Annotated in this window: 24 protein-coding genes; 17 read left to right on the top strand and 7 right to left on the bottom strand. The window is 68.5% G+C overall.

All coding sequences use genetic code 11. The features are described 5' to 3' along the window. Positions 1–181 precede the first annotated feature (181 nt). From AB0B45_RS50410 to AB0B45_RS50430, 5 genes are read left to right on the top strand one after another with little or no spacing between them, the layout of a single operon-like run. Complete coding sequence (locus AB0B45_RS50410; protein ID WP_358146023.1) at positions 182–460, top strand: hypothetical protein; 279 nt, start codon at positions 182–184, stop codon at positions 458–460. Between the two features lie 47 nt (positions 461–507). Continuing rightward, on the top strand, positions 508–651 hold the full coding sequence (locus AB0B45_RS50415) for a hypothetical protein (RefSeq protein ID WP_358146025.1): 144 nt from the start codon (positions 508–510) through the stop codon (positions 649–651). Between the two features lie 37 nt (positions 652–688). Then, the gene (locus AB0B45_RS50420) at positions 689–1,357 is read left to right on the top strand and encodes an NAD(P)H-binding protein (RefSeq protein WP_358146027.1); all 669 of its coding nucleotides are present in this window, start codon (positions 689–691) and stop codon (positions 1,355–1,357) included. Between the two features lie 48 nt (positions 1,358–1,405). Further along, on the top strand, positions 1,406–1,738 hold the full coding sequence (locus tag AB0B45_RS50425) for an antibiotic biosynthesis monooxygenase family protein (RefSeq protein WP_358146029.1): 333 nt from the start codon (positions 1,406–1,408) through the stop codon (positions 1,736–1,738). Between the two features lie 7 nt (positions 1,739–1,745). Next, the gene (locus AB0B45_RS50430) at positions 1,746–1,943 is read left to right on the top strand and encodes a hypothetical protein (protein WP_358146031.1); all 198 of its coding nucleotides are present in this window, start codon (positions 1,746–1,748) and stop codon (positions 1,941–1,943) included. 45 nt (positions 1,944–1,988) lie between these two features. Here AB0B45_RS50430 and AB0B45_RS50435 read toward each other — a convergent pair whose 3' ends face one another. Further along, positions 1,989–2,228, bottom strand: a complete 240-nt coding sequence (locus AB0B45_RS50435; RefSeq protein WP_358146032.1) for a hypothetical protein — start codon at positions 2,226–2,228, stop codon at positions 1,989–1,991. 125 nt (positions 2,229–2,353) lie between these two features. After that, positions 2,354–3,235 carry an alpha/beta hydrolase fold domain-containing protein gene (locus tag AB0B45_RS50440; protein WP_358146034.1) on the bottom strand — a complete coding sequence of 294 codons (882 nt, stop codon included), beginning with the start codon at positions 3,233–3,235 and terminating at the stop codon, positions 2,354–2,356. 119 nt (positions 3,236–3,354) lie between these two features. Between AB0B45_RS50440 and AB0B45_RS50445 the strand changes: the two genes are divergently transcribed. From AB0B45_RS50445 to AB0B45_RS50460, 4 genes are all read left to right on the top strand, one after another. Continuing rightward, positions 3,355–3,567, top strand: a complete 213-nt coding sequence (locus tag AB0B45_RS50445) for a hypothetical protein (protein ID WP_358146036.1) — start codon at positions 3,355–3,357, stop codon at positions 3,565–3,567. Between the two features lie 89 nt (positions 3,568–3,656). Further along, positions 3,657–4,226 carry a TetR family transcriptional regulator gene (locus AB0B45_RS50450; RefSeq protein ID WP_358146038.1) on the top strand — a complete coding sequence of 190 codons (570 nt, stop codon included), beginning with the start codon at positions 3,657–3,659 and terminating at the stop codon, positions 4,224–4,226. A 43-nt stretch (positions 4,227–4,269) separates the two neighbouring features. Then, complete coding sequence (locus AB0B45_RS50455) at positions 4,270–5,427, top strand: oxygenase MpaB family protein (RefSeq protein ID WP_358146040.1); 1,158 nt, start codon at positions 4,270–4,272, stop codon at positions 5,425–5,427. A 397-nt stretch (positions 5,428–5,824) separates the two neighbouring features. Continuing rightward, complete coding sequence (locus AB0B45_RS50460; protein ID WP_358146042.1) at positions 5,825–6,220, top strand: hypothetical protein; 396 nt, start codon at positions 5,825–5,827, stop codon at positions 6,218–6,220. 716 nt (positions 6,221–6,936) lie between these two features. On the opposite strand, the gene AB0B45_RS50465 is transcribed toward AB0B45_RS50460, so the two are convergent. After that, the gene (locus AB0B45_RS50465) at positions 6,937–8,028 is read right to left on the bottom strand and encodes an integrase core domain-containing protein (protein ID WP_358146044.1); all 1,092 of its coding nucleotides are present in this window, start codon (positions 8,026–8,028) and stop codon (positions 6,937–6,939) included. 117 nt (positions 8,029–8,145) lie between these two features. On the opposite strand from AB0B45_RS50465, the gene AB0B45_RS50470 reads away from it, so the two are divergent. From AB0B45_RS50470 to AB0B45_RS50495, 6 genes are all read left to right on the top strand, one after another. After that, positions 8,146–8,370: a VOC family protein gene (locus AB0B45_RS50470; protein ID WP_358146046.1), complete on the top strand. Its 225-nt coding sequence runs from the start codon at positions 8,146–8,148 to the stop codon at positions 8,368–8,370. Positions 8,371–8,527: 157 nt separating this feature from the next. Beyond that, entirely contained in the window at positions 8,528–8,740 is a 213-nt protein-coding gene (locus AB0B45_RS50475) for a hypothetical protein (RefSeq protein WP_358146048.1), read from the top strand. A 271-nt stretch (positions 8,741–9,011) separates the two neighbouring features. Next, complete coding sequence (locus AB0B45_RS50480) at positions 9,012–9,200, top strand: aldo/keto reductase (protein WP_358146065.1); 189 nt, start codon at positions 9,012–9,014, stop codon at positions 9,198–9,200. Beyond that, positions 9,194–9,994: a GntR family transcriptional regulator gene (locus tag AB0B45_RS50485; RefSeq protein ID WP_358146050.1), complete on the top strand. Its 801-nt coding sequence runs from the start codon at positions 9,194–9,196 to the stop codon at positions 9,992–9,994. The genes AB0B45_RS50480 and AB0B45_RS50485 overlap by 7 nt, the downstream gene beginning before the upstream one ends. Before the next feature lie 2 nt (positions 9,995–9,996). Beyond that, positions 9,997–11,358, top strand: a complete 1,362-nt coding sequence (locus AB0B45_RS50490) for a 6-phospho-beta-glucosidase (protein WP_358146051.1) — start codon at positions 9,997–9,999, stop codon at positions 11,356–11,358. Next, on the top strand, positions 11,355–12,287 hold the full coding sequence (locus AB0B45_RS50495) for a carbohydrate kinase family protein (protein WP_358146052.1): 933 nt from the start codon (positions 11,355–11,357) through the stop codon (positions 12,285–12,287). The genes AB0B45_RS50490 and AB0B45_RS50495 overlap by 4 nt, the downstream gene beginning before the upstream one ends. 75 nt (positions 12,288–12,362) lie before the next feature. Here AB0B45_RS50495 and AB0B45_RS50500 read toward each other — a convergent pair whose 3' ends face one another. The 3 genes from AB0B45_RS50500 to AB0B45_RS50510 are packed head-to-tail and all read right to left on the bottom strand — an operon-like array spanning position 12,363 to position 15,623. Next, positions 12,363–14,102 (bottom strand): IlvD/Edd family dehydratase, encoded by a 1,740-nt coding sequence (locus tag AB0B45_RS50500; protein ID WP_358146054.1) that lies wholly within the window; start codon positions 14,100–14,102, stop codon positions 12,363–12,365. A 17-nt stretch (positions 14,103–14,119) separates the two neighbouring features. Further along, positions 14,120–14,878, bottom strand: a complete 759-nt coding sequence (locus AB0B45_RS50505) for a glucose 1-dehydrogenase (RefSeq protein ID WP_358146056.1) — start codon at positions 14,876–14,878, stop codon at positions 14,120–14,122. Between the two features lie 10 nt (positions 14,879–14,888). Further along, the gene (locus AB0B45_RS50510; RefSeq protein WP_358146058.1) at positions 14,889–15,623 is read right to left on the bottom strand and encodes an IclR family transcriptional regulator; all 735 of its coding nucleotides are present in this window, start codon (positions 15,621–15,623) and stop codon (positions 14,889–14,891) included. 80 nt (positions 15,624–15,703) lie between these two features. Here AB0B45_RS50510 and AB0B45_RS50515 point away from each other — a divergent pair, with 80 nt between their 5' ends. Both AB0B45_RS50515 and AB0B45_RS50520 read left to right on the top strand, forming a co-directional pair. Beyond that, the gene (locus AB0B45_RS50515) at positions 15,704–16,360 is read left to right on the top strand and encodes an RraA family protein (RefSeq protein ID WP_358146060.1); all 657 of its coding nucleotides are present in this window, start codon (positions 15,704–15,706) and stop codon (positions 16,358–16,360) included. Beyond that, positions 16,360–17,907 carry an alpha-amylase family glycosyl hydrolase gene (locus AB0B45_RS50520; protein ID WP_358146062.1) on the top strand — a complete coding sequence of 516 codons (1,548 nt, stop codon included), beginning with the start codon at positions 16,360–16,362 and terminating at the stop codon, positions 17,905–17,907. Before AB0B45_RS50515 ends, AB0B45_RS50520 begins: the two co-directional genes overlap by 1 nt. Here AB0B45_RS50520 and AB0B45_RS50525 read toward each other — a convergent pair. Beyond that, positions 17,897–18,415 (bottom strand): NAD(P)-dependent alcohol dehydrogenase (locus AB0B45_RS50525; protein WP_358146063.1); only part of this gene is annotated, 519 nt, incomplete at its 5' end. The two genes, AB0B45_RS50520 and AB0B45_RS50525, sit on opposite strands and share 11 nt — an antisense overlap.

Below are 18,415 nucleotides of genomic sequence, written 5' to 3' on the forward strand. Positions count from 1 at the left end.
AGCCGCGCCCGTAGACCGAACGGTGGATCGCCGACCAGTAGACCTAATCCAACCGCAACGACGAAAGGGACATCAGCTCGCGTAACGCACTCTGACCCGCCAGCGTCGAGTCGTCAACGCCTTCCTGGCCGCTTCGCGTGGCGGGGACTTCGACGCGCTGATCGCACTGCTCGATCCCGACGTGGTGTTCCGAGCCGACCGGGCGGCCGGCCCCACCCCCGAACCCATCGTGATCCGCGGTGCGCACGCCGTGGCCAAGGGCGCGCGCCTCGCGTCGGCACGGGCCAGGTTCACCCAACCGGCCCTGGTGAACGGGGCGGTCGGACTCGTGATGGCCCCACGCGGACAGCTGTTCCTGGTACTCGGCTTCACCATCAAAGACGACAAGATCACCGAAATCGACGTGATCGCGGACCCGGATCGCCTCCGCCACCTCGATCTCGCCGTTCTCGACGCCTGAGCGCGTCTCGGCGCCTACCCACCTGAGGATCATGTCGATCAGACTTGATGCCGGACGAGATCTGGAGCGAGGCGGTCACGCACTACGACGAGCAGGGCGTGGCCGCGCTGGTGTTCACGTTCGCTACTACCAACCTGTTCAACCGGCTCATCGCCACCGTCCGGCAGGTGGCCGGTCAGAGCTGGAGCTGACACCCGCTCGATCACTACATCGGCAAAGGACAGATCTGTGAAGCTCACCATCTTCGGGGCAGGCGGCGGCATCGGCCGGCAGCTCGTCGAACAGGCTATCGCGGCGGGCAACGACGTCACGGTCGTCGTGCGCGACCCCGCCAAAGCGCCCCCGCGATCCGTGCGGACCGTCACCGCCGACCTGCTGGCCGCCGACCCGGCGGCGCTCACCTCCGCCGTCGGCGGCGCCGACGCGGTCCTGTCCGCCCTCGGCCCAGCCAACAACGCCGCCGCCGGAGTGGCCTCGAAGGGCACCACGGCCATCATCCAGGCGATGCACGAAACCGCTGTGCGGCGCCTCATCGTGGTCAGCGCCGCCCCGGTGGGCACCACGCCCTCGCCCGGCCGCCCCCATCCGCCCAAGCGCGACCCCGGTGACCGGTTCTTCCTGGGCTACGTGATGTACCCCATCATCAAGGCCGCGCTCCGCCCGCAGTACCTCGATCTGGGCCTGATGGAGGACGCTCTGCGCGACAGCGGACTGGACTGGACCGCCGTACGGCCGGTGCAGCTCACCGACAAGCCGCTCACCGGCACCTATCGGGCGGCCCTCGGACGGAACCTGCCCGGCGGCAGGTACATCTCCCGCGCCGACGTCGCCCACTACATGCTCCGAGCACTCGAGCAGCCGGAGACCATCCACCAGACCGTCGGCCTGGCCAACTGAAAGAGAGAGATCATGAAGGCAGTACCCATCACCAGGACCGAGACCCCCGTGAACGAACCGATCACGATGATCAACGCGTTCACCGTGCCGGTGGCGGAGTCGGACAGGTTCCTGGAACTCTGGAAGGGCAACGCCGAGATCATGGCCGCCCAGCCGGGTTTCATCCGGGCCCGGCTGCACCAGTCGCTGATCAACGATGCCGAGCTGCGTTACGTCAACGTGGCCCACTGGGAAAGCGGAGCCCAGCTGGAGCAGGCCTTGGCGAACCCTGACTGGTATGCCAGCGCGCAACAGCTGCTCAATGATCCGGACCTCCACATCACAGCCCGTCCCAGCATCTATGAGGTCATCATCGATGTGGAGCCGGGAGCCAAGCTGTAGGACGTCGGTGGAGCTTGACATCAGTGGCGCGGGCATCGCCTACGAGCGGGCCGACGATGATCCTGGAGTGCGCGGGCACGGCCGGTCAGCGGATGTGCGACCAGCAACGTTCAGCCGGGTTCTGCTTGCGGAACGCCTGATAGATATCGATCAACGCTTGACGCTGGTGCCCGGTAATCTCGAGGTCGGCCTGGAGCGCGGCTAGCACGTCGCCGTGCGCCTCGCGCAGGCGACGCCGGAGGCGGGAACGTCAGGTGCCATTACTGCCGGCCAGCGGCTTGTGCAGCGGACGGTGGCGGGTGCGCAGCAGGGTGCCATCCAGCAGGACCAGCTCGCCGCACTGCTCACCGGCCTGGCGGAGCTGGGCCGGCTCGATCTGCGCGACAGGCTCGGCGAGATCAAGGCGCCGACCCTCGTGCTCAACGTGGCCAAGGACAAGGCCAACCTGCCGCCCCGCCGAGGAGATCGCCGCGGGAGTTTCCGGCGCCACGCTGCGGGTGGACCCGGACGCCGGTCACATCTGCAACCTCGAGCAGCCCGAGTTGTTCACCCGCACGGTCATCGAGTTCGTCAGGCTCCGGTGACACGGGCCACCTGGTCCGAGCGTCGCGTGTTCTACCGCCCGGCCAGTTGCTCGAGGTGCCGGAAGACCGGTTCCGCCTCGCGTACCGGAAGCATCATCCAGACGTGGAACATGCCGGGAAACTCGTGATAGTCGAGCGGCACGCCTGCCCGCTCGGCCCGGTCGCGCAGCAGGCGGCAATCGGGATAGAGAATCTCCCGGGTGCCGGTGAACAGGGTAATCGGCGCCAGTCCCTTCAGGTCGGCGTTGATGGGGCTGACCAGAGGATCGTCCAGGTCGAGAGGGCCCGCGTACATGCGTCCCGCCTCGATCAGACCGAAGTTCGCCACCACCGGGTCGTACCTCTCCAGAGCCAGCGCGCCGGGGTTGCTCATCGTGCAGTCGAGATGCGGGGAGAGCAGGATCAGGCGCTCAGGCTGGGGCACCCCTCGCTCGCGTAGCAGTTGGGCCAGGCCCAGCGCCATGTTGCCGCCGGCCGAGTCGCCAACGACGAAGACGGGCCCGCCCTTCGGCAGCACGGTCTCGGTGTAGAACACGGCGAGGCCGTCCAGGATCTCGGGCGCCGACGCCACCGGCACCAGGGGATAGAGGGGCACGGTGACGGTCGAATCGAGCCGGGTGGCGAGCTTGCGGACGAACCCCCACTGGCTGCTGTCGATCTCCCGCAGATACCCGCCGCCGTGCAGGTAGAAAACCTGCCGCTCGCCGCTGCCGATCTCGTAACAGAGGTGGCCGTGCTTCTCGACCCGGCGTGCCGGCAGGTCGCGGGCCAGGCGCGCGGGCGGTTTCGGCTCTTTCCAGATGGCCTGGCGCCTGCGCAGCGCCCACGCGAACAGATCCGGGTTGGCGTAGAACCGGCGCACCCCGAAGGCCCGCATCGCTGTCGAGATCACCATGCTGGACAGGCTTCTCATCCGACCTCTCCTTCGTCGTCGCCCAAGACGCTAGGAGTACGGTCGCCGCCCCCGGTATCGGACGTTCTCCTTAACCTCGGCAGGGACTCCTCGGCTGCCCTCGACAGTGCGCGGAGCACATGGCCCCCACCCTCCTGCTCGTCCGCACCTCCCTGGGATACATCGATGATCCGCTGGGAAGCGAGCTCAGGGTCCACTGGCCGGAGTTCACGGCACAGGAGCTTCGCCACGCGGCCGAGGCGGCCGGATTCCAGATCGACGAGATCGCCACCCGTGAGGCCTACGACGAGATCCCCATTCGGCGGATCTACCTCTCAGCCATGCGCCGCTGAGCTCTGCGGCCGACGCGCTCAGGTGATCCTCGTCATATTTACGGGACATTTGTCCCATAAGATGGCTGGACGAATGTACCGTTTGTTTCATGGTCATCGACGGACGGCTCGCCCGGGGACAGGCCCGGCGACAGGAGATCCTGCGCGGCGCCATCACACTGATCGCCCACCAGGGCGTCAGCGCGGTCACCCATCGCGCGGTCGCCGAGGCGGCGGGGGTGTCGGCGGCGTCCACGACGTACCACTTCGAAACCCTTGACGACCTGCTCATCGCCGCCTTCTACGAGGCCACCGGCCAGCTGAGAGCCGAACTGGCGGAGCTGACGGAGAGAGCGTCACGCGAAGGGGCGGACGTGACCGAGGTCTGCGGCGACTACGCGGTCACGATGGTCACCGACCGGCGGGAGGCCACGCTCGCGTGCATGGAGCTCGCCCTGGCCGCCGTGCGCCGCCCGGGGTTGGTGCCCGCCACCGCCGCGCTGTTCGAGCGGCTCACCGACCTCATCGCGTTGTACGTCGACGACCGGCGAGACGCCGCCACGATCGCGGCCGCCATCCAGGGCCTGCTCCTGATGGCGTTCCTCGAACGCGACGACGGTGTACGGCTGCGCGCCTCGGTCGTCGACCTGCTTCACCGCTACGGAATGCACAACCACTGAGACCGCCACGCACGCACAACCGCTTGAGACGAAGGAGAACGCAATGGTGTGGCCCACCCGCCGGGGTGACGAGACGTTGATCCGTACCGAGCACCCCGCGCAAGCCGACTACCTGCGGCAGATGCTGTACACCGGCGACCCGCTGGCCGACGCGGCCGTCGCCGAGATGGGCGAGCTCGGCGGCCACGGCCGCCGCCTGCTACTCGACGGACTGCGCGACGGCCTGGACTCCCTGACCGATCCCCCCGCCGCGATCGCCGCGCTGCTCGAGCAGGTGGAGTCGGTCACCGCCGCCGCCGACCACGACGAGCTCGACCGCGGTTCGGCCACCTACCTGACGATCCCCTACTTCGCGCACGTGGTGGCGCTCGGCCAGGGGTCGCTGGTCAACACCTACAGCGCCCCGTCGATCGCCGCGGTCCTGCTGCGTACCGGCAAACTCATCACGATGGCCGAACGGCGGCTGAACGAAACCGGCAAATGGAGCACGCAGACGATGCTGCCCGGCGGAATGCGCCGGGGCGCCGGCGGATACACCGCCACCGTCATGGTCAGGATCCTGCACGCCTACGTCCGCGCCGGCGCCTTGCGGCACGGCTGGGAGACCACGGAGTGGGGCGTGCCCATCAACCAGGTGGACCAGGCCAGGACATGGCTGGATCTCAACTACGTCCCCTACCGGGCGCTGACCACGATGGGCTACGACTTCACCAAGGAGGAACTGAGCGCCGTCTACCGCCGCTGGCGGCACATCGCCCAGCTGCTCGGCGTCGACGACGGCTTCAGCCTCCAGGTGGTCGACCACGCCAGCGCGGCGACCGTGTCGGAGCTCATCGAGACGGCCATCGGCGCCCCCGACGACGGATGCAGGAAGCTGGTCGCCTCGTTGTGTGAGGCCAGCGTGGACATGATGACCCCGGCGCTGGGCATTCCCGCGACGCTGACCGACGACCTGATGCGCGCCTACATCTGGCTCATCCACGGCCCGGACCGCGCCCGCGAACTGGGGGTCGCCCCGAGCGACCTGCTGGCGCTGCTGCCGCTGCTGATCGACAACACCCGGCAGAACCGCCGCCTGCAGCGGATGCTCCCCGAGGTCTGGCGGGAGCAGCAGCTGGCCAACCAGGCGGTGATCGAGCAGATCCTCACCCAGCACGACGCCCCCACCGTCTACGAGACCGCCGCGGCGGAGGGAGCCTGAGGGGGCCGGTCTTCACGAGGATCACTCCCGTGAAGACCGGCATCGTCGTGTCCAGTTGCTTTCACCGGGTGTCTGTCGTGTCGCTGGTCGGGGGATGCCGTGTCACGGCCGCTGTTGGATGAGATCGCCGCGCGCCTGGTCGCGCTGACCGAGCGTGCCGATCGACTGCGGACGCAGCTGGCCTCGCCGAGACCGAAGACGATCGGACCGGTTGCGTGTAGCCGAGCATCAGCGGCGGCCGGTGCCGATCGACGGGCACGGCAGTCCGTTCATCGTGCAGCGGCTCTCTCTGCCGCGTGCGAGGCGGCGATCAGGGCGGCACCCAACTGCACCGCCACCAATCTGCGTGACTCGATCGGGGCGCCGGGAGCGTACGGCTGTTCAGCGCGTTCACAACATGACCGTCGCTGACATCCACACGTACTATGTGCTTGCAGGCGACCAAGCGATCCTCGTCCATAATGATGGCGATGACGACCTTGTCCGTGTCGGAAGATGGATGTCGCAGGCCGAGTACGACGCAATGAGTCGCACTGGCATGGTTCAACGCGGTGGAGGTGGATTTACTTACGTGGTCCATCCAGCCGACCCGAAGGCCTACATCTCAGCTCGACCAGGTTCCGTCTATGCGGAATTCGATGTCCCATGTTCGTTGCTGATCTCAGGAGGTCGCCCGGGTGACTACAAATTGTCAGACTCAACCACCATCAATGCACGGCTCGCGGAGAAGCGAGGTTTGCCGAAGCCGGAACTTCCCGAAGCGAGAAATATCGGCCTCGGTGGATCATGCTAGAGCGCTCTGACCTGCTGGGTATCGCGCAGGACTGGATCTCGCGCAAGCAAGCTGTACTTGTCGAGCTGGGTATTAGTTCGGAGGTCGAACTGTCTCCAGCGGATCGAGACCCTCGCTCTGTTAGCTGGGTACTTGAGGGCTCTTGTCATGGTGGGCAGCTCGTAATTTGGGCTGACGGACAATCCGAAATGGATCTGGCAGACATGGAGAGCGGCGAGATTCGATCAGTGCATAGATGGATCGAGAGCGAGATCGTATTGGTCTCGATTCTTGAATCCATTCATAGTTGGGTGAGTGGAGTCGAATCTTTGTAAGAACTCAAAATGGGAGAGCGTCGTCAGAGATCGACTTCTGACGACGCTCTCGCGACGTTTGACGGCTACGGAGACCGTGATCGTTTTCTGACGGCTACGGTTCGGGCTGCTGATCGAGCTGGTTCACGGGAACGATGACATTGCAAACCATGCCGACGGCTGTGACGCAGGTGCGATGACCGCTGCCGAGAGCGATCTGGGTATGGCCTTCCCTCCCTCATTCCGCCTGTACCGCATCAAAACTCATCGCACAGAGCTGACCTGGCACTTCACGGCGTCGGCCATGTGGCTCGTACGCATCAGTGACACGGACGCGTGATGCGACACCGGCGGGTCAGCCGTGCTCGGTCCGTGCTCGTCCGTCCCGGAACGCTGCGGGTGCCGATTAATCATCCGGCCAGGTCAAGCCACGTGTCGGTATTCCTTCAGGACGCCTCCGAGTCGATCACGTCGGCGGACGTCGAGCAAGGTGATCGACGCCAAGTCAATGTCGGCATCGGAGAGCGGTCGAAGCGGGGCAGCCTGTCGCAGAGCCCGGTGGGGCCGGTGTTCGTTATAGAAGGTCTCGAACTCGCGCAGCGCATGTAGAAGGTGGCGCTGGTTCCAGATCAAGATTCGGTCGAGCAGCTCGCGCCGACAGGTCTGGATCCATCGCTCCATGATGGAGTTCATCCGCGGCATACGTACACCGCTTTTGATGATGCGTACTCCGGCAACGGCCAGCACGGCGTCGAAGGCCGCGGTGAACTTGGCATCTCGGTCACGAATGAGGAACCTCGCTGAACTGCCCGCATCCTGCAGGTCCATGACGAGGTTACGGCCGAGCTGGGTGACCCACTGCCCGGTGGGGTGAGGGGTGACGCCGAGGATCCGCACCCGGCGGGTGGCGTGCTCGATGACCGCCAAGACGTACAGTCGCGCCCCCATCAGCGTGCGGACCTCGAAGAAGTCACAGGCCAGCAGCGCATGGGCCTGACTGCGTAAGAAATCGGACCAGGCGGTGTACTCCCGTTCCGGAGACGGATCGATGCCGTGGGCTTTGAGGATCTCCCACACCGTAGAAGCCGCGACCTTGATGCCGAGCGCGGCCAGCTCTCCGTGGATACGCCGGTAGCCCCACGAGGAGTTCTCCCGGGCCAGCCGCAGCACCAGGACGCGGATGGATCGGACGGTGCGCGGGCGCCCTGGCCGCCGGTGAGCACTGGCTACGGCGTGCCGGCGTCGCAGCAGATCGCGATGCCAGCGCAAGATCGTGTCAGGGCGGACCAGCAACATGAGGCGGCACAGCGTGCCCGTCGGCAGATGATGGAGCAGCCCCGCGAGGAGGAACCGGTCCTCCCGTGTGAACGCGGGCTTGTTCACCTGCCGTTGCAGCACCGTCAGTTGGTGGCGTAGCACCAAGATCTCGATGTCCTTGTTGCGATCGCTGGTGGACAGCAGCCGCAGGAGCGCGAAGACGGTCGTCACCGTGAGGTAGGCCAAGCGCAGCAGCACGACTGATCATCATGCCGCTATTTGGCGCACCGCTCGAGGGCTCACCCGAACGGAAGGGTCGTCCACCATGCCTTTGACCTGCACGGATGAATATTCGGCACCCGCACCTCGGGCGGCATGTACGACCACGGCACCGGCGGCGCCGGTGGCGTCGACTACGTGATGCCCTGCTTCCTGGTCACCGATGTGCCCGCCGTCACTGGCAGAGCCGTTGAGTTGGGCGCGAGGGTGGAGCTCGGTCCCGACGCCAATCCCGGCGGGCTGGTCTCTGCCCGGCTGCTCGACCCGCGCGGCAACCGCTTCGGCGTCTTCTCCCCGCCGGCCGGCACGCAGGACGCCTGACTGCGCCTGCCCTCCGGTCCGCAACGCGACCGGCACAGGCCGGCCGGACGACATCCATGTCGTCACGCTCGCCCGCGACGCCGACGCCGCCTCGATCGAGGCGACACTGACCTTCGACGGTGCCCTCGCCCGGGACTCGGTCTCAGCGCTGATGCCGATGCCCTGGGGTGCTCGGGGCGGCTACACCGCCACCTTCACCGGCGGGGTGCTGGAGTCGGTGTCGTCGATGGGGTTCGACGGCAAGCCCACCGGCAGCCTGACCGCCTACACCGCCCAGATCACTCCAGCCAGCGTCCTGCCCGCGTTCGAACTCACCCTCCAGGTCGATCGCAAGGTCAACGGCACCCCAGCGGTAAAGACCCAGCGGTAAGGACCCAGAAGGGACAGCACGCCAATCATCACCCGGATAGGCGCCGCCTGTCCGGGTCCCGGGGGATCCATGACCACCGGGGCTGCTGTACGCCAACGCGACCAGCGCCGCCGCCACCATCGCCCGCATCGAGCAAGGCCCGCCCCACCTGAGGGGAACCACCCTATGACCGCGGCAGCCGCCCTCCCCCTGCCGGGCGGCGGGCAGATCCCCGGGGTTCGGCACCTTCCAGCTCAAAGGCGATGACGCCTACCGCGCGACCTCGGCCGCGCTGGAGGCCGGTTACCGGCACCTCGACACCGCCACGATGTACGGCAACAAGGCCCAGACCGGCCGGGCGATCGCGGCCAGCGGGCTGCGCCGCGACGAGATCTTCGTCACCACCAAGTACGCCATGTGGCATGTCGTACGCCAAACTTGGCATAACTGGACATGTCCAGTTATGCTCAGCGTATGTTGAGCGTGGACAAGAAGTCTGTGGTGCCGCTGTATCAGCAGATCAAGGATCAGGTGCGGGAGCTGGTCGATGGCCGGGCTTGGACGAGCGGCATGCGGCTGCCGTCGGAGCGGGAGCTGATCGCCGAGCTCGATGTCAGCCGGATCACCGTGCGCCAGGCTCTGCGAGACCTGGTCGCCGAGGGCTACCTGACCAGCGCGGCCGGGAAGGGGTTCTTCGTCACCTCCCGCTCCGGGCCACAGGATCTCGAAGCGCTGGTCAGTCACACGGCGGCGATGCGGGCATGCGGCGTCGAACCGAGCAGCCGGGTGATCGACTGTGTGGTCCAGGAAGCCTCCGCCGCCGTGGCGCAGTGGCTACGACTCCCCGTCGGCGCGGAGGTCGTCCACCTGGTTCGAGCGCAGTTGGGCAATGGGTTGCCCCTCGCGATGCAGCGGGTGTGGCTGCCGCACCACCTGGTGCCGGGGCTCGCGGAGGTCGACTTCACGCACGCCTCGCTGTTCGAACAGCTCCGTGAACGGTTCGGGCTCCAGCTGGTCCGCGCCGAGACGACCGTGAGTGCCCGGCTCGCAGATCCCGACGAGGCGCGGGAACTGGAGCTGCACGATCCGCCGATCGGTCTGAGCGTGAACCAACTGACCTTCGATGAGGAAGATCGCGTCGTCGAGTTGTCCCGGTCGCTGCATCATCCGCTGCGGCTGCCGGTCCGCATCGTCCAGGCCATGCCCGGGCAAGGCGGCGCGTCGACCGTCGTCGCGCAGCCGGTGCCGGCTCGCGGGTCTGAGGAAGGGAGCTGAAGATGGGCAACAACAAGCTGGCCTTGGTGGGCGGCGGCGGTGTTCGCGGCCCGGTGTTCGTCGAGTCCGCGGCCAGGCGGGCCGAGGAACTCGGGCTGGAGGAGATCGTTCTCTTCGACATCGACGAGGAGAAGCTGCGGCTGCTCGGTGGCGTGTCGGCGCACCTGGCCCGCCGCCACTCGGACGTTCACGTGGTGGCGACCACGGACCCGCGCCACGCGCTGGAGGGCGCGGACTTCGTCGTGACCACCGTACGTGTGGGCGGGGACGCCGCACGGATCACCGACGAACGCATCGCGCAGCGCCACGGCGTGCTCGGCCAGGAGACTACCGGCCCGGGAGGTTTCGCCATGGCGATGCGCTCCGTGCCGGCCATCCTCGGTTACGCCGAGCTGCTCGCCGAGCTCAGTCCGCGCGCCTGGCTGTTCAACTTCACCAACCCCGCAGGGCTGGTCACCCAGGCCTTGCGCGATGCCGGCCACGACAGGGTCGTGGGCATCTGCGACAGCGCCAATCTGGCCCAGCACGCCGTCGCGGCCGCGCACGGCGTCGGCCCCAACGAGCTGCGGCCCGAGGTGTTCGGCCTCAACCATCTGTCATGGGTGCGGGCGGTCCGTGACCGGCAGGGCCGTGACCTGCTCGCCCCGCTGCTCGCCGACTCCGGCTTCCGCTCCGCGACGCTCCAGCGGTTCTTCCCGCCCGAGCTGGCCGAACTCCTCGGCACGTGGACCAACGAGTACCTGTATTACTACTACTTCGCCGAGCAGGCTCTGGCGAGCACCAGCGCGGAGTCGGCGAGCCGCGGTGAGGAAGTCGCTCAGCGCAACGCCGACCTGCTGGGCGAGTTGGCGCGCATCGGGTCCGAACGGCCGCAGGACGCTGTGGCCGCCTATCGCGCCTACGAGACCGGGCGCCGCTCGACGTACATGCGCTATGCCGAACCCGTCACGGCGCCGGCCGGAGAACGTACGCTCGGCGAAGGCAGCGAGGGGTACGCCGCGGTCGCGCTCGACCTCATGGCGGCTCTCACGGGCGGACCGGCCCGCTACTGTGCCGTTAACGTCCCCAGCGCGGGTTGCCTCGACGACCTGGAGCCCTCGGACGTCGCCGAGATCAGCGTCGTCGTCGACACCGACGGCATCCGGCCGCTGCCCATCGGCGCGATGCCCGAGCCACAGGCGGGTCTCGTGCGGCAGGTGAAGCTCTTCGAACGGCTGGCAGTACAGGCCATCGCCTCCCGGTCTCGCGGCCACGCCATTCAAGCGCTGATGGCCCATCCCCTGGTCCTGTCGTACTCACGGGCCGTCGCCCTGGTCGACGACTACCTCGCCGCCCACCGCGGTCACACCGGCGAGTGGCGGTGAGCGCCTTCCCCGCCGACCGATCGGTCCTCGTCGTCGGCGACTATTTCGTGGATCTGGTCTTCGCGGGCCTGCCTCGCTGGCCGCAGCCTGGCGAAGAGGTCTTCGGCAGCCGGACGTCGTCCCTGGCCGGCGGAGCCTTTACCCACCAGCGGGCGCTGCATCGCCTCGGCGTTCCCGTGCGGTGGGCCGCTCAGCTGGGCAGCGACTCCTACAGCAGGCTCGTGCTCGACACGGCCCAGGCCGAGGCACTCGACACCGCCGCCTACCTCGTTCACGACCGTGACGTACGCAACGTCAGCGTGGCGATCTCGCACGCGGGCGAGCGAGGCTTCGTCTCGTTCAAGGAGCCACTCGCCCCTCGCGAGGTCGCCGAGATCATCGTGGCCCAGCGGCCTGCCTGCGTGCTCATCGCCGAACTCCTTACCGGCCGACGCCTCGACGCGCTCGTCTCCGCCGCCCGCCAGGTGGGAGCGACCGTCTTCATGGACTGCCAGCACACCGAAGCCACCCTTGACGACCCCGCGACCACCGACGCGCTCCAGGCCGTGGACGTGTTCGCTCCCAACGCGGCCGAGGCCCGTCAGCTCACCGGATGCGACGATCTCGACGACGCCCTGTCTCGTCTGGGCGAGTTCACCCCGACCGTAGTGATCAAGAACGGCTCGCGGGGAGCGCTCGCCGCCACCCCTGCCAGACGCGAGGCCACCACTGCACCCCCCATGGACGTCGCCGACACCATCGGCGCCGGAGACTGCTTCGACGCCGGATTCGTCGCCGGCCACCTCTTCGGCCTCGATATGGCGGACAGCCTCGCACTCGCCACCCTCTGTGGCGCGCTGTCCGTCACCGGCCACGGCGGAGCCGCCGCGCCTACCCTCGCCCAAGTCGCCGAGCATGCGCCCGGCCTCGTCCCCTGGGCCGGCGGCTGACCCGGCCCCCAGCCCGGCCCCGCGACGATCCGGTTTATCGCGAACAGATCTTGCCAAACGGCCGTGCCCCTCGGATCACCATCCGCCGTGCCAGCCGCTGAGCAGGCCATCAGGCAGTGCGGTGGTGTCGGGGCCGGTGTCCGGTTGGTGGAAGTCGAAGTCGCATCCTTGGTCGGCCTGCAGCACGTGCGTGCGGTAAAGGCGCGCCCATCCGGAGGGGGCGGCGGGGACGTGGGGCGGATGGTCGGCGATCCGCCTCTGGATCTCGCGGTCGTCGACGTGCAGGTGCAGGCGCCGGCCGGGGACGTCCAACTCGATGAGGTCGCCGTCGCGCACCGCCGCCAGCGGGCCGCCGATCGCGGATTCGGGGGCGACATGCAGGACGGCGGTGCCGTAGGCCGTGCCGCTCATCCGCGCGTCGGAGATCCGCACCATGTCGGTGACGCCGTCGCGCAGCAGCCTTGCGGGAATGGGAATCTGTCCCCATTCAGGCATGCCGGGCCCACCGACAGGACCCGCGTTTCTCAGGACCAGCACCGAGTCCGCGGTCACCGGCAGGCTCGGGTCGTCGATCCGCTCCGCCAGGTCGGTGACGCTGTCGAACACAACTGCGCGCCCCCGGTGACGACGCAACCGCGCTGAGGCCGCCGACGCCTTGATGACCGCGCCGTCGGGTGCCAGATTGCCGCGTAGGACGGCCAGCCCGCCGGTGCCGCCGAACGGCTCGTCGAGCGCTGCGATGACGCGGCGGTCGGGCGGGGCGGTCGTGGAAAGCCCTTCGCCCAGGGGACGGCCGGTGACCGTGAGGGCGTCGGTGTCCAGCAGCGGTCGCAGTTCGCGCAGCAGGGCCGGCACGCCACCGGCGTGGAAGAAGTCCTCGAACAGGTGCTCGCCGGCGGGGCGGACGTTCACCAGGAGCGGGGTGCGGGCCGAGACCTCGTCGAGGTCGTCGAGTGAGAAGGGCACCCCGCTGCGTCTGGCCAAGGCGAGCAGGTGCACGACCGCGTTGGTCGACCCTCCGATCGCGGCGAGCACGGTGGCCGCGTTGAGGAAGGCGGCACGGGTCAGGATCTGCCTGGGGCGAGGTCCCGAACGAGCCAGGGACACCGCGAGAAGCCCGGCGCTCTCCGCGGCGGCGTAGCGGCGCGCGTCGCCTGCCGGGATCGCCGCCGAACCGGGCAGCGCGACGCCGAGCGCCTCTGACAGCGCCGCCATGGTGGAGGCGGTGCCCATCTCGGTGCAATGGCCGACGCCCGGCATCGCGGCCTGTTCCAGCTCGGCGAACTCCTGTCTGCTCAGCTTTCCGGCGCGTAGCTGATCGGTGTAGCGCCACAGGTCGGTGCCGACGCCGAGCCGCCGGCCGTGGAAGATCGCGGGCGTGGCGGGGCCGCCGGTCACCATGACGGCGGGCAGGTTGGCCGAGGTGGCGCCCATGAGCTGTGCAGGGACGGTCTTGTCGCACCCGGCCAGCAGTACGACGGCGTCGAGAGGGTAGGAACGCAGACTTTCCTCCACGTCGATGGCCATCAGGTTGCGGTACAGCATCGCGGTGGGCTTCATGAGGTTCTCGCCCAGCGAGATCGTCGGGAACTCCAGTGGCAGGCCGCCGGCCTGCAGCACGCCCCGCCGTACGGCGTCGGCCATCCCACGGAAGTGGGCGTTGCAGCTGACCAGTTCCGACCAGGAGTTGGAGATCCCGATGATCGGCCGGCCGGAAAGGGCGGCGTTCGACAACCCCTGGGCGCGCAGCGAGGCGCGGTGCAGGAATCCCGGCAGGTCGTCTCCTGCGAACCAGGCGGCGCTGCGTAGTGACATGGGTCGTCCTTTCACGCTCAGTAGATGCGGGCCAGCAGGCCGCCGTCGACGACGAGGTCGGTGCCGGTGATGTAGGCGGACTCGTCGGAGGCGAGGAAGAGCGCGGCGTTGGCCACGTCTTCGGGTGAGGCGAAGCGGCGCAGCGGATAGCGTCCGGTGAGCTCGCTGCGCGCGGCCTCGGGGTCGGGCTGGAAGGCGAAGAAGTCCTCAAGCAGCTCGGTCTCCACATCCGCCGGGCAGATCGTGTTGACGCGGACGTTGTCCGGGCCGTGGGCGGCGGCCAAGGCTCTGGTCATCGAGCGCAGGCCGCCCTTCATCGCGCCGTAGGCGGGCATGTCGGGGTCGCCCACGATGCCCAGCAACGAGGCGGTGATCACGATCGAGCCGCCGCCCCTTTCTTGCAGAGCGGGCAGCACCGCCTGGACGCCCAGATAGACGCCGCGCAGGTTGACCGCGTGCAGCCGGTCCCACTGCTCGGCTGTGGTGTCGGTGATCCTGCCCATGATCTGCACAGCCGCGTTGGCGTGCAGGATGTCGATCCCGCCGAAACGGCGGACGGTCTCCGTGACGACACGGGCGTTGTCCTCGGGCGAGGCCACGTCTGCGCCGATGCCGTAGGTGTCGCCGCCGATCTGCTCCGCCAGTTCCCTGGCCGCCTCAGCGCGTACGTCGACGCAGGTCACAGCCGCGCCTTCGGCGGCGAACCTGGCCGCGGTCGCGGCCCCGATACCGCCTGCCGCGCCGGTGATGATCGCTACTTTTCCTGTCAGTCGCAACCCGAACTCCTCATGTGCCGCTCTGAATCCGTTCTGATACCTGCCTGCACTTCTCGCGCACCGCCTCGCCCACCTGGGCCCATCGCTGCATGGGCAGCCGCACCGCGACGGCCGACACCGAGATCGCGCCGACCGGCCGGTCGGCGCGGCCCAGCACGGCGGCGGCCAGGCAGACGCCGCCGAGTTCGGACTCTTCCTGGTCGAGCGCGTACCCGTCGGTGCGGGCAGCTTCGATGTCGGGGCGCAGCGCCGCGAGCGTGGTGCGCGTGGCCTCGGTGAGCGGTGTGTAGGGCTCGGGCCCCAGCAGCGCCTCCCAGTCGGATTCGGGAAGGGCGGCCAGGATGGCCTTCCCGATGGCGGTGGCGTGCGGTGGCACCCGCTCGCCCAGGTTCGTGGTCAGCCGGATGGCATGGACGGCGTCCACGGTGTCGGCCCAGACGATGCGCCCCCGCCGCAGGACGGCCAGGTTGATCGTCTCGCCGGTGAGCGAGGACAGAGCGGCTATGGCGGGTGCCGCCACTGGGATCAGCGAGCCGGCCTCCGACCGCGCCACCAGATCGGTCAGCGCGGGTCCGAGCCGGTACTCGTGCGTCTGCGGCAGGTGCTGGACGTAGCCGCGTTCCTGCAGCACGGCCAGCAAGCGGTGCACGGTTGCCCGCGAGGCGCCCAGACGCCTGGCCAGCTTGGCAAGGGTCGTGTCTCGGCCTTCGGCCAGCAGTTCGAGCGCGTCGAGGGCCCGTTCCAACGATCCCGACATTACCGGTGTCTCATATACTGCAACAGATGTGTTTGCATATGTGAGATTAAAGCAGACACAATCCTGGCATGACGCCTTCCCTGCTCGCTGAGTTGTTCCCCAACGCCTCCAGTGCGCTCGTGGCCGACGCACTGGACGCCCTCGATCTGCGAAGCCAGTGCCTGGAGCCGCAGATCATGCCGCTCGCACCGTCGCACCGGCTGCTCGGAACGGCCTTCTGTCTGCGGGCCGAGCCCGCACGCCGGACTCGGCCCGCCGCGCCGTACCAAGGGCTGCTCCGTGCGATGGATCAGGTCTCGGAGGGGGAGGTCGTGGTCTTCGCGACCGGCAGGTCCGACGCCGCGGGCGTGTGGGGCGAGCTGATCACCACCGCGTGCCGTACGCGCCGGGTCGCCGGAGCGCTCACCGACGGCCTGGTCAGAGACACTGCGACGCTGGCCGGCGGGCCGTTCCCGGTGTTCAGCCGGGGCAGCGTCCCCTACGACAGCAAGGGGCGGCTCGACGTCGTCGCGTACGCCGAGCCGGTCACGCTCGGCGGGGTGCTGATCAGCCCGGGCGACGTGCTGGTCGGCGACCTCGACGGAGTGGCCGTCGTCCCGGCGGGCTCCGTCCGGCGGGTCGCCGAGCTGGTGGCGGGCAAACGCCACGCGGAAGACGCCTTCCGCGCCGCGGTGGCCGAGAGCGGCTCCATGGCGGAGGCCTTCGAGCGGTACGGCGTGCTGTGATGGACCTGTCCTGGTGGAAGCGTGGCACGATCTATCACCTCTACGTTCGCTCGTTCGCCGACACCGACGGTGACGGCGTGGGTGATCTGCCGGGGGTCACCGCGCGCCTGGACTACCTGTCCTGGCTCGGGGTCGACGCGATCTGGCTCTCGCCGTTCTACCGCTCGCCGCAGCGGGACTTCGGCTACGACATCACCGACCACACCGACGTCGATCCGCTCTTCGGCACCCTCGCCGACTTCGACCACCTGCTGGCCGAGGCCCATCGACGCGAGCTGCGGGTGATCCTCGACTTCGTTCCCAACCACACCTCGATCGACCATCCGTGGTTCGCCGCGTCCCGCGCCTCACGAGACGATCCACGGCGCGAGTGGTACATCTGGCACGACCCGGTGGACAGCGGTCCGCCCAACAACTGGCGCGCGGTCACCGGCGGATCGGCCTGGACTCTCGACGAACACACCGGGCAGTACTACCTGCACTCCTTCCTCCCCGAACAGCCGGACCTCAACTGGCGCCACCCACAGGTACGGCTCGCCATGCACGAGGTGATGCGGTTCTGGCTGGACCGGGGCGTGGCCGGCTTCCGCGTCGACATGGTCGACTACCTGCTCAAGGACGAGCTCCTCAGAGACGAGCCGCTCGACGAGCACGGCAGGTACGAGCCCGCGCTGGCCCGGCACCAGCTCAACCAGCCCGGAACGCTGGACCTGCTCAGGGAGCTACGCGAGATCACGGACGCGTATCCCGGGCGGGTCCTGATCGGCGAGGTGGAGTACCGGCTTCCACTCCCCCGGCTGACCGGGTACTACGGCCACGACGACATGCTGCACCTGCCGATCAACTTCTGGCTGCTGTTCACACCCTGGCGGGCTGCCGACCTCCAGTCCTTCATCACCGCCTACGACCGCGCCTTGCCCCCACACGCCTGGCCCAACTGGGTGCTGGGCAGCCACGACATCTCCCGCATGGCCACCCGACTCGGCCCCGACCACGTGCGCGCCGCGCTGATGCTGCTTTTCACCCTGCGGGGCACACCGGTGCTCTACTACGGCGACGAACTCGGCATGACCGACGTGCCCATTCCCGCCCGCCAGACCCGCGACCCATGGGAAGGACGCGATCCCGCGCGCACGCCGATGCCATGGACCCCCGGCCAGAACGCCGGCTTCTGTCCTCCCGACGCCCAGCCGTGGCTGCCGGTGGGCGCCGATCACACGCACCGCAACGTCACCGCCCAGGCCGCCGACCCCTGCTCGGCCTTGCACCTCGCCCGCGCCCTGCTCGACCTGCGCCGCACGCACCCCGCGCTCAGCGATGGAGGTTACGAGCCCGTGCCCGCGCCCGAAGGGGTGCTGGCCTACCGGCGCCACCATCCCGACGAGGAACTGCTGATCATGATCAACCTCACCGGCTCGCCGGTGGCCGTCCCGCTCGAGGGAACACCGCTGCTGTCCACCCATGCGAGGACGGCCGGCCCGCTGCGCCCGTTCGAGGGCCGCCTGACCAGGAAGCAGCCCTCTGCGGCCGGGTGTTTCAGAGCCTGATCACGACCTTGCCCAAGGCCTTGCCCGACGCGTAGTAGCGGTAGGCGTCAGAGGCGTCGTCGAAGGCGAACACCCGATCGATGACGGGCCGGAGCTGGTGATCTTCTATGGCGCGATTCATCGCGAGGAACTGGGCGCGGCTGCCGACGGCGACGGCGCGCACCGTGGCGCCGGAGGCGAACAGCACCCGGGGGTCGATGGGCGGCGCGGTGTCGGAGACGAAGCCCACACAGGCGATGTGGCCCGCGATCGCCACTGCCTTGAGTGACTGATCCAGCAGGCCCGTGACATCGACGATGCGGTCGGCCCCTCGGCCCGCGGTCAGCTCCCGGACCTTGTCCGCCCAGTCGGGGATGGCCCGGTAGTCGATGATCGCGTCGGCGCCGAGTTCGGCCAGCCGGTCGGCCTTGGCGGGGCTGCTGGTCGTGGCGATCACCCGGGCGCCGAGCGCCTTGGCGAACTGGAGCGCGAACAGCGATACCCCGCCAGATCCCTGCACGAGCAGTGT

The sequence above is a fragment of the Nonomuraea sp. NPDC049152 genome (assembly GCF_040648355.1).
Lineage (GTDB): Bacteria > Actinomycetota > Actinomycetes > Streptosporangiales > Streptosporangiaceae > Nonomuraea.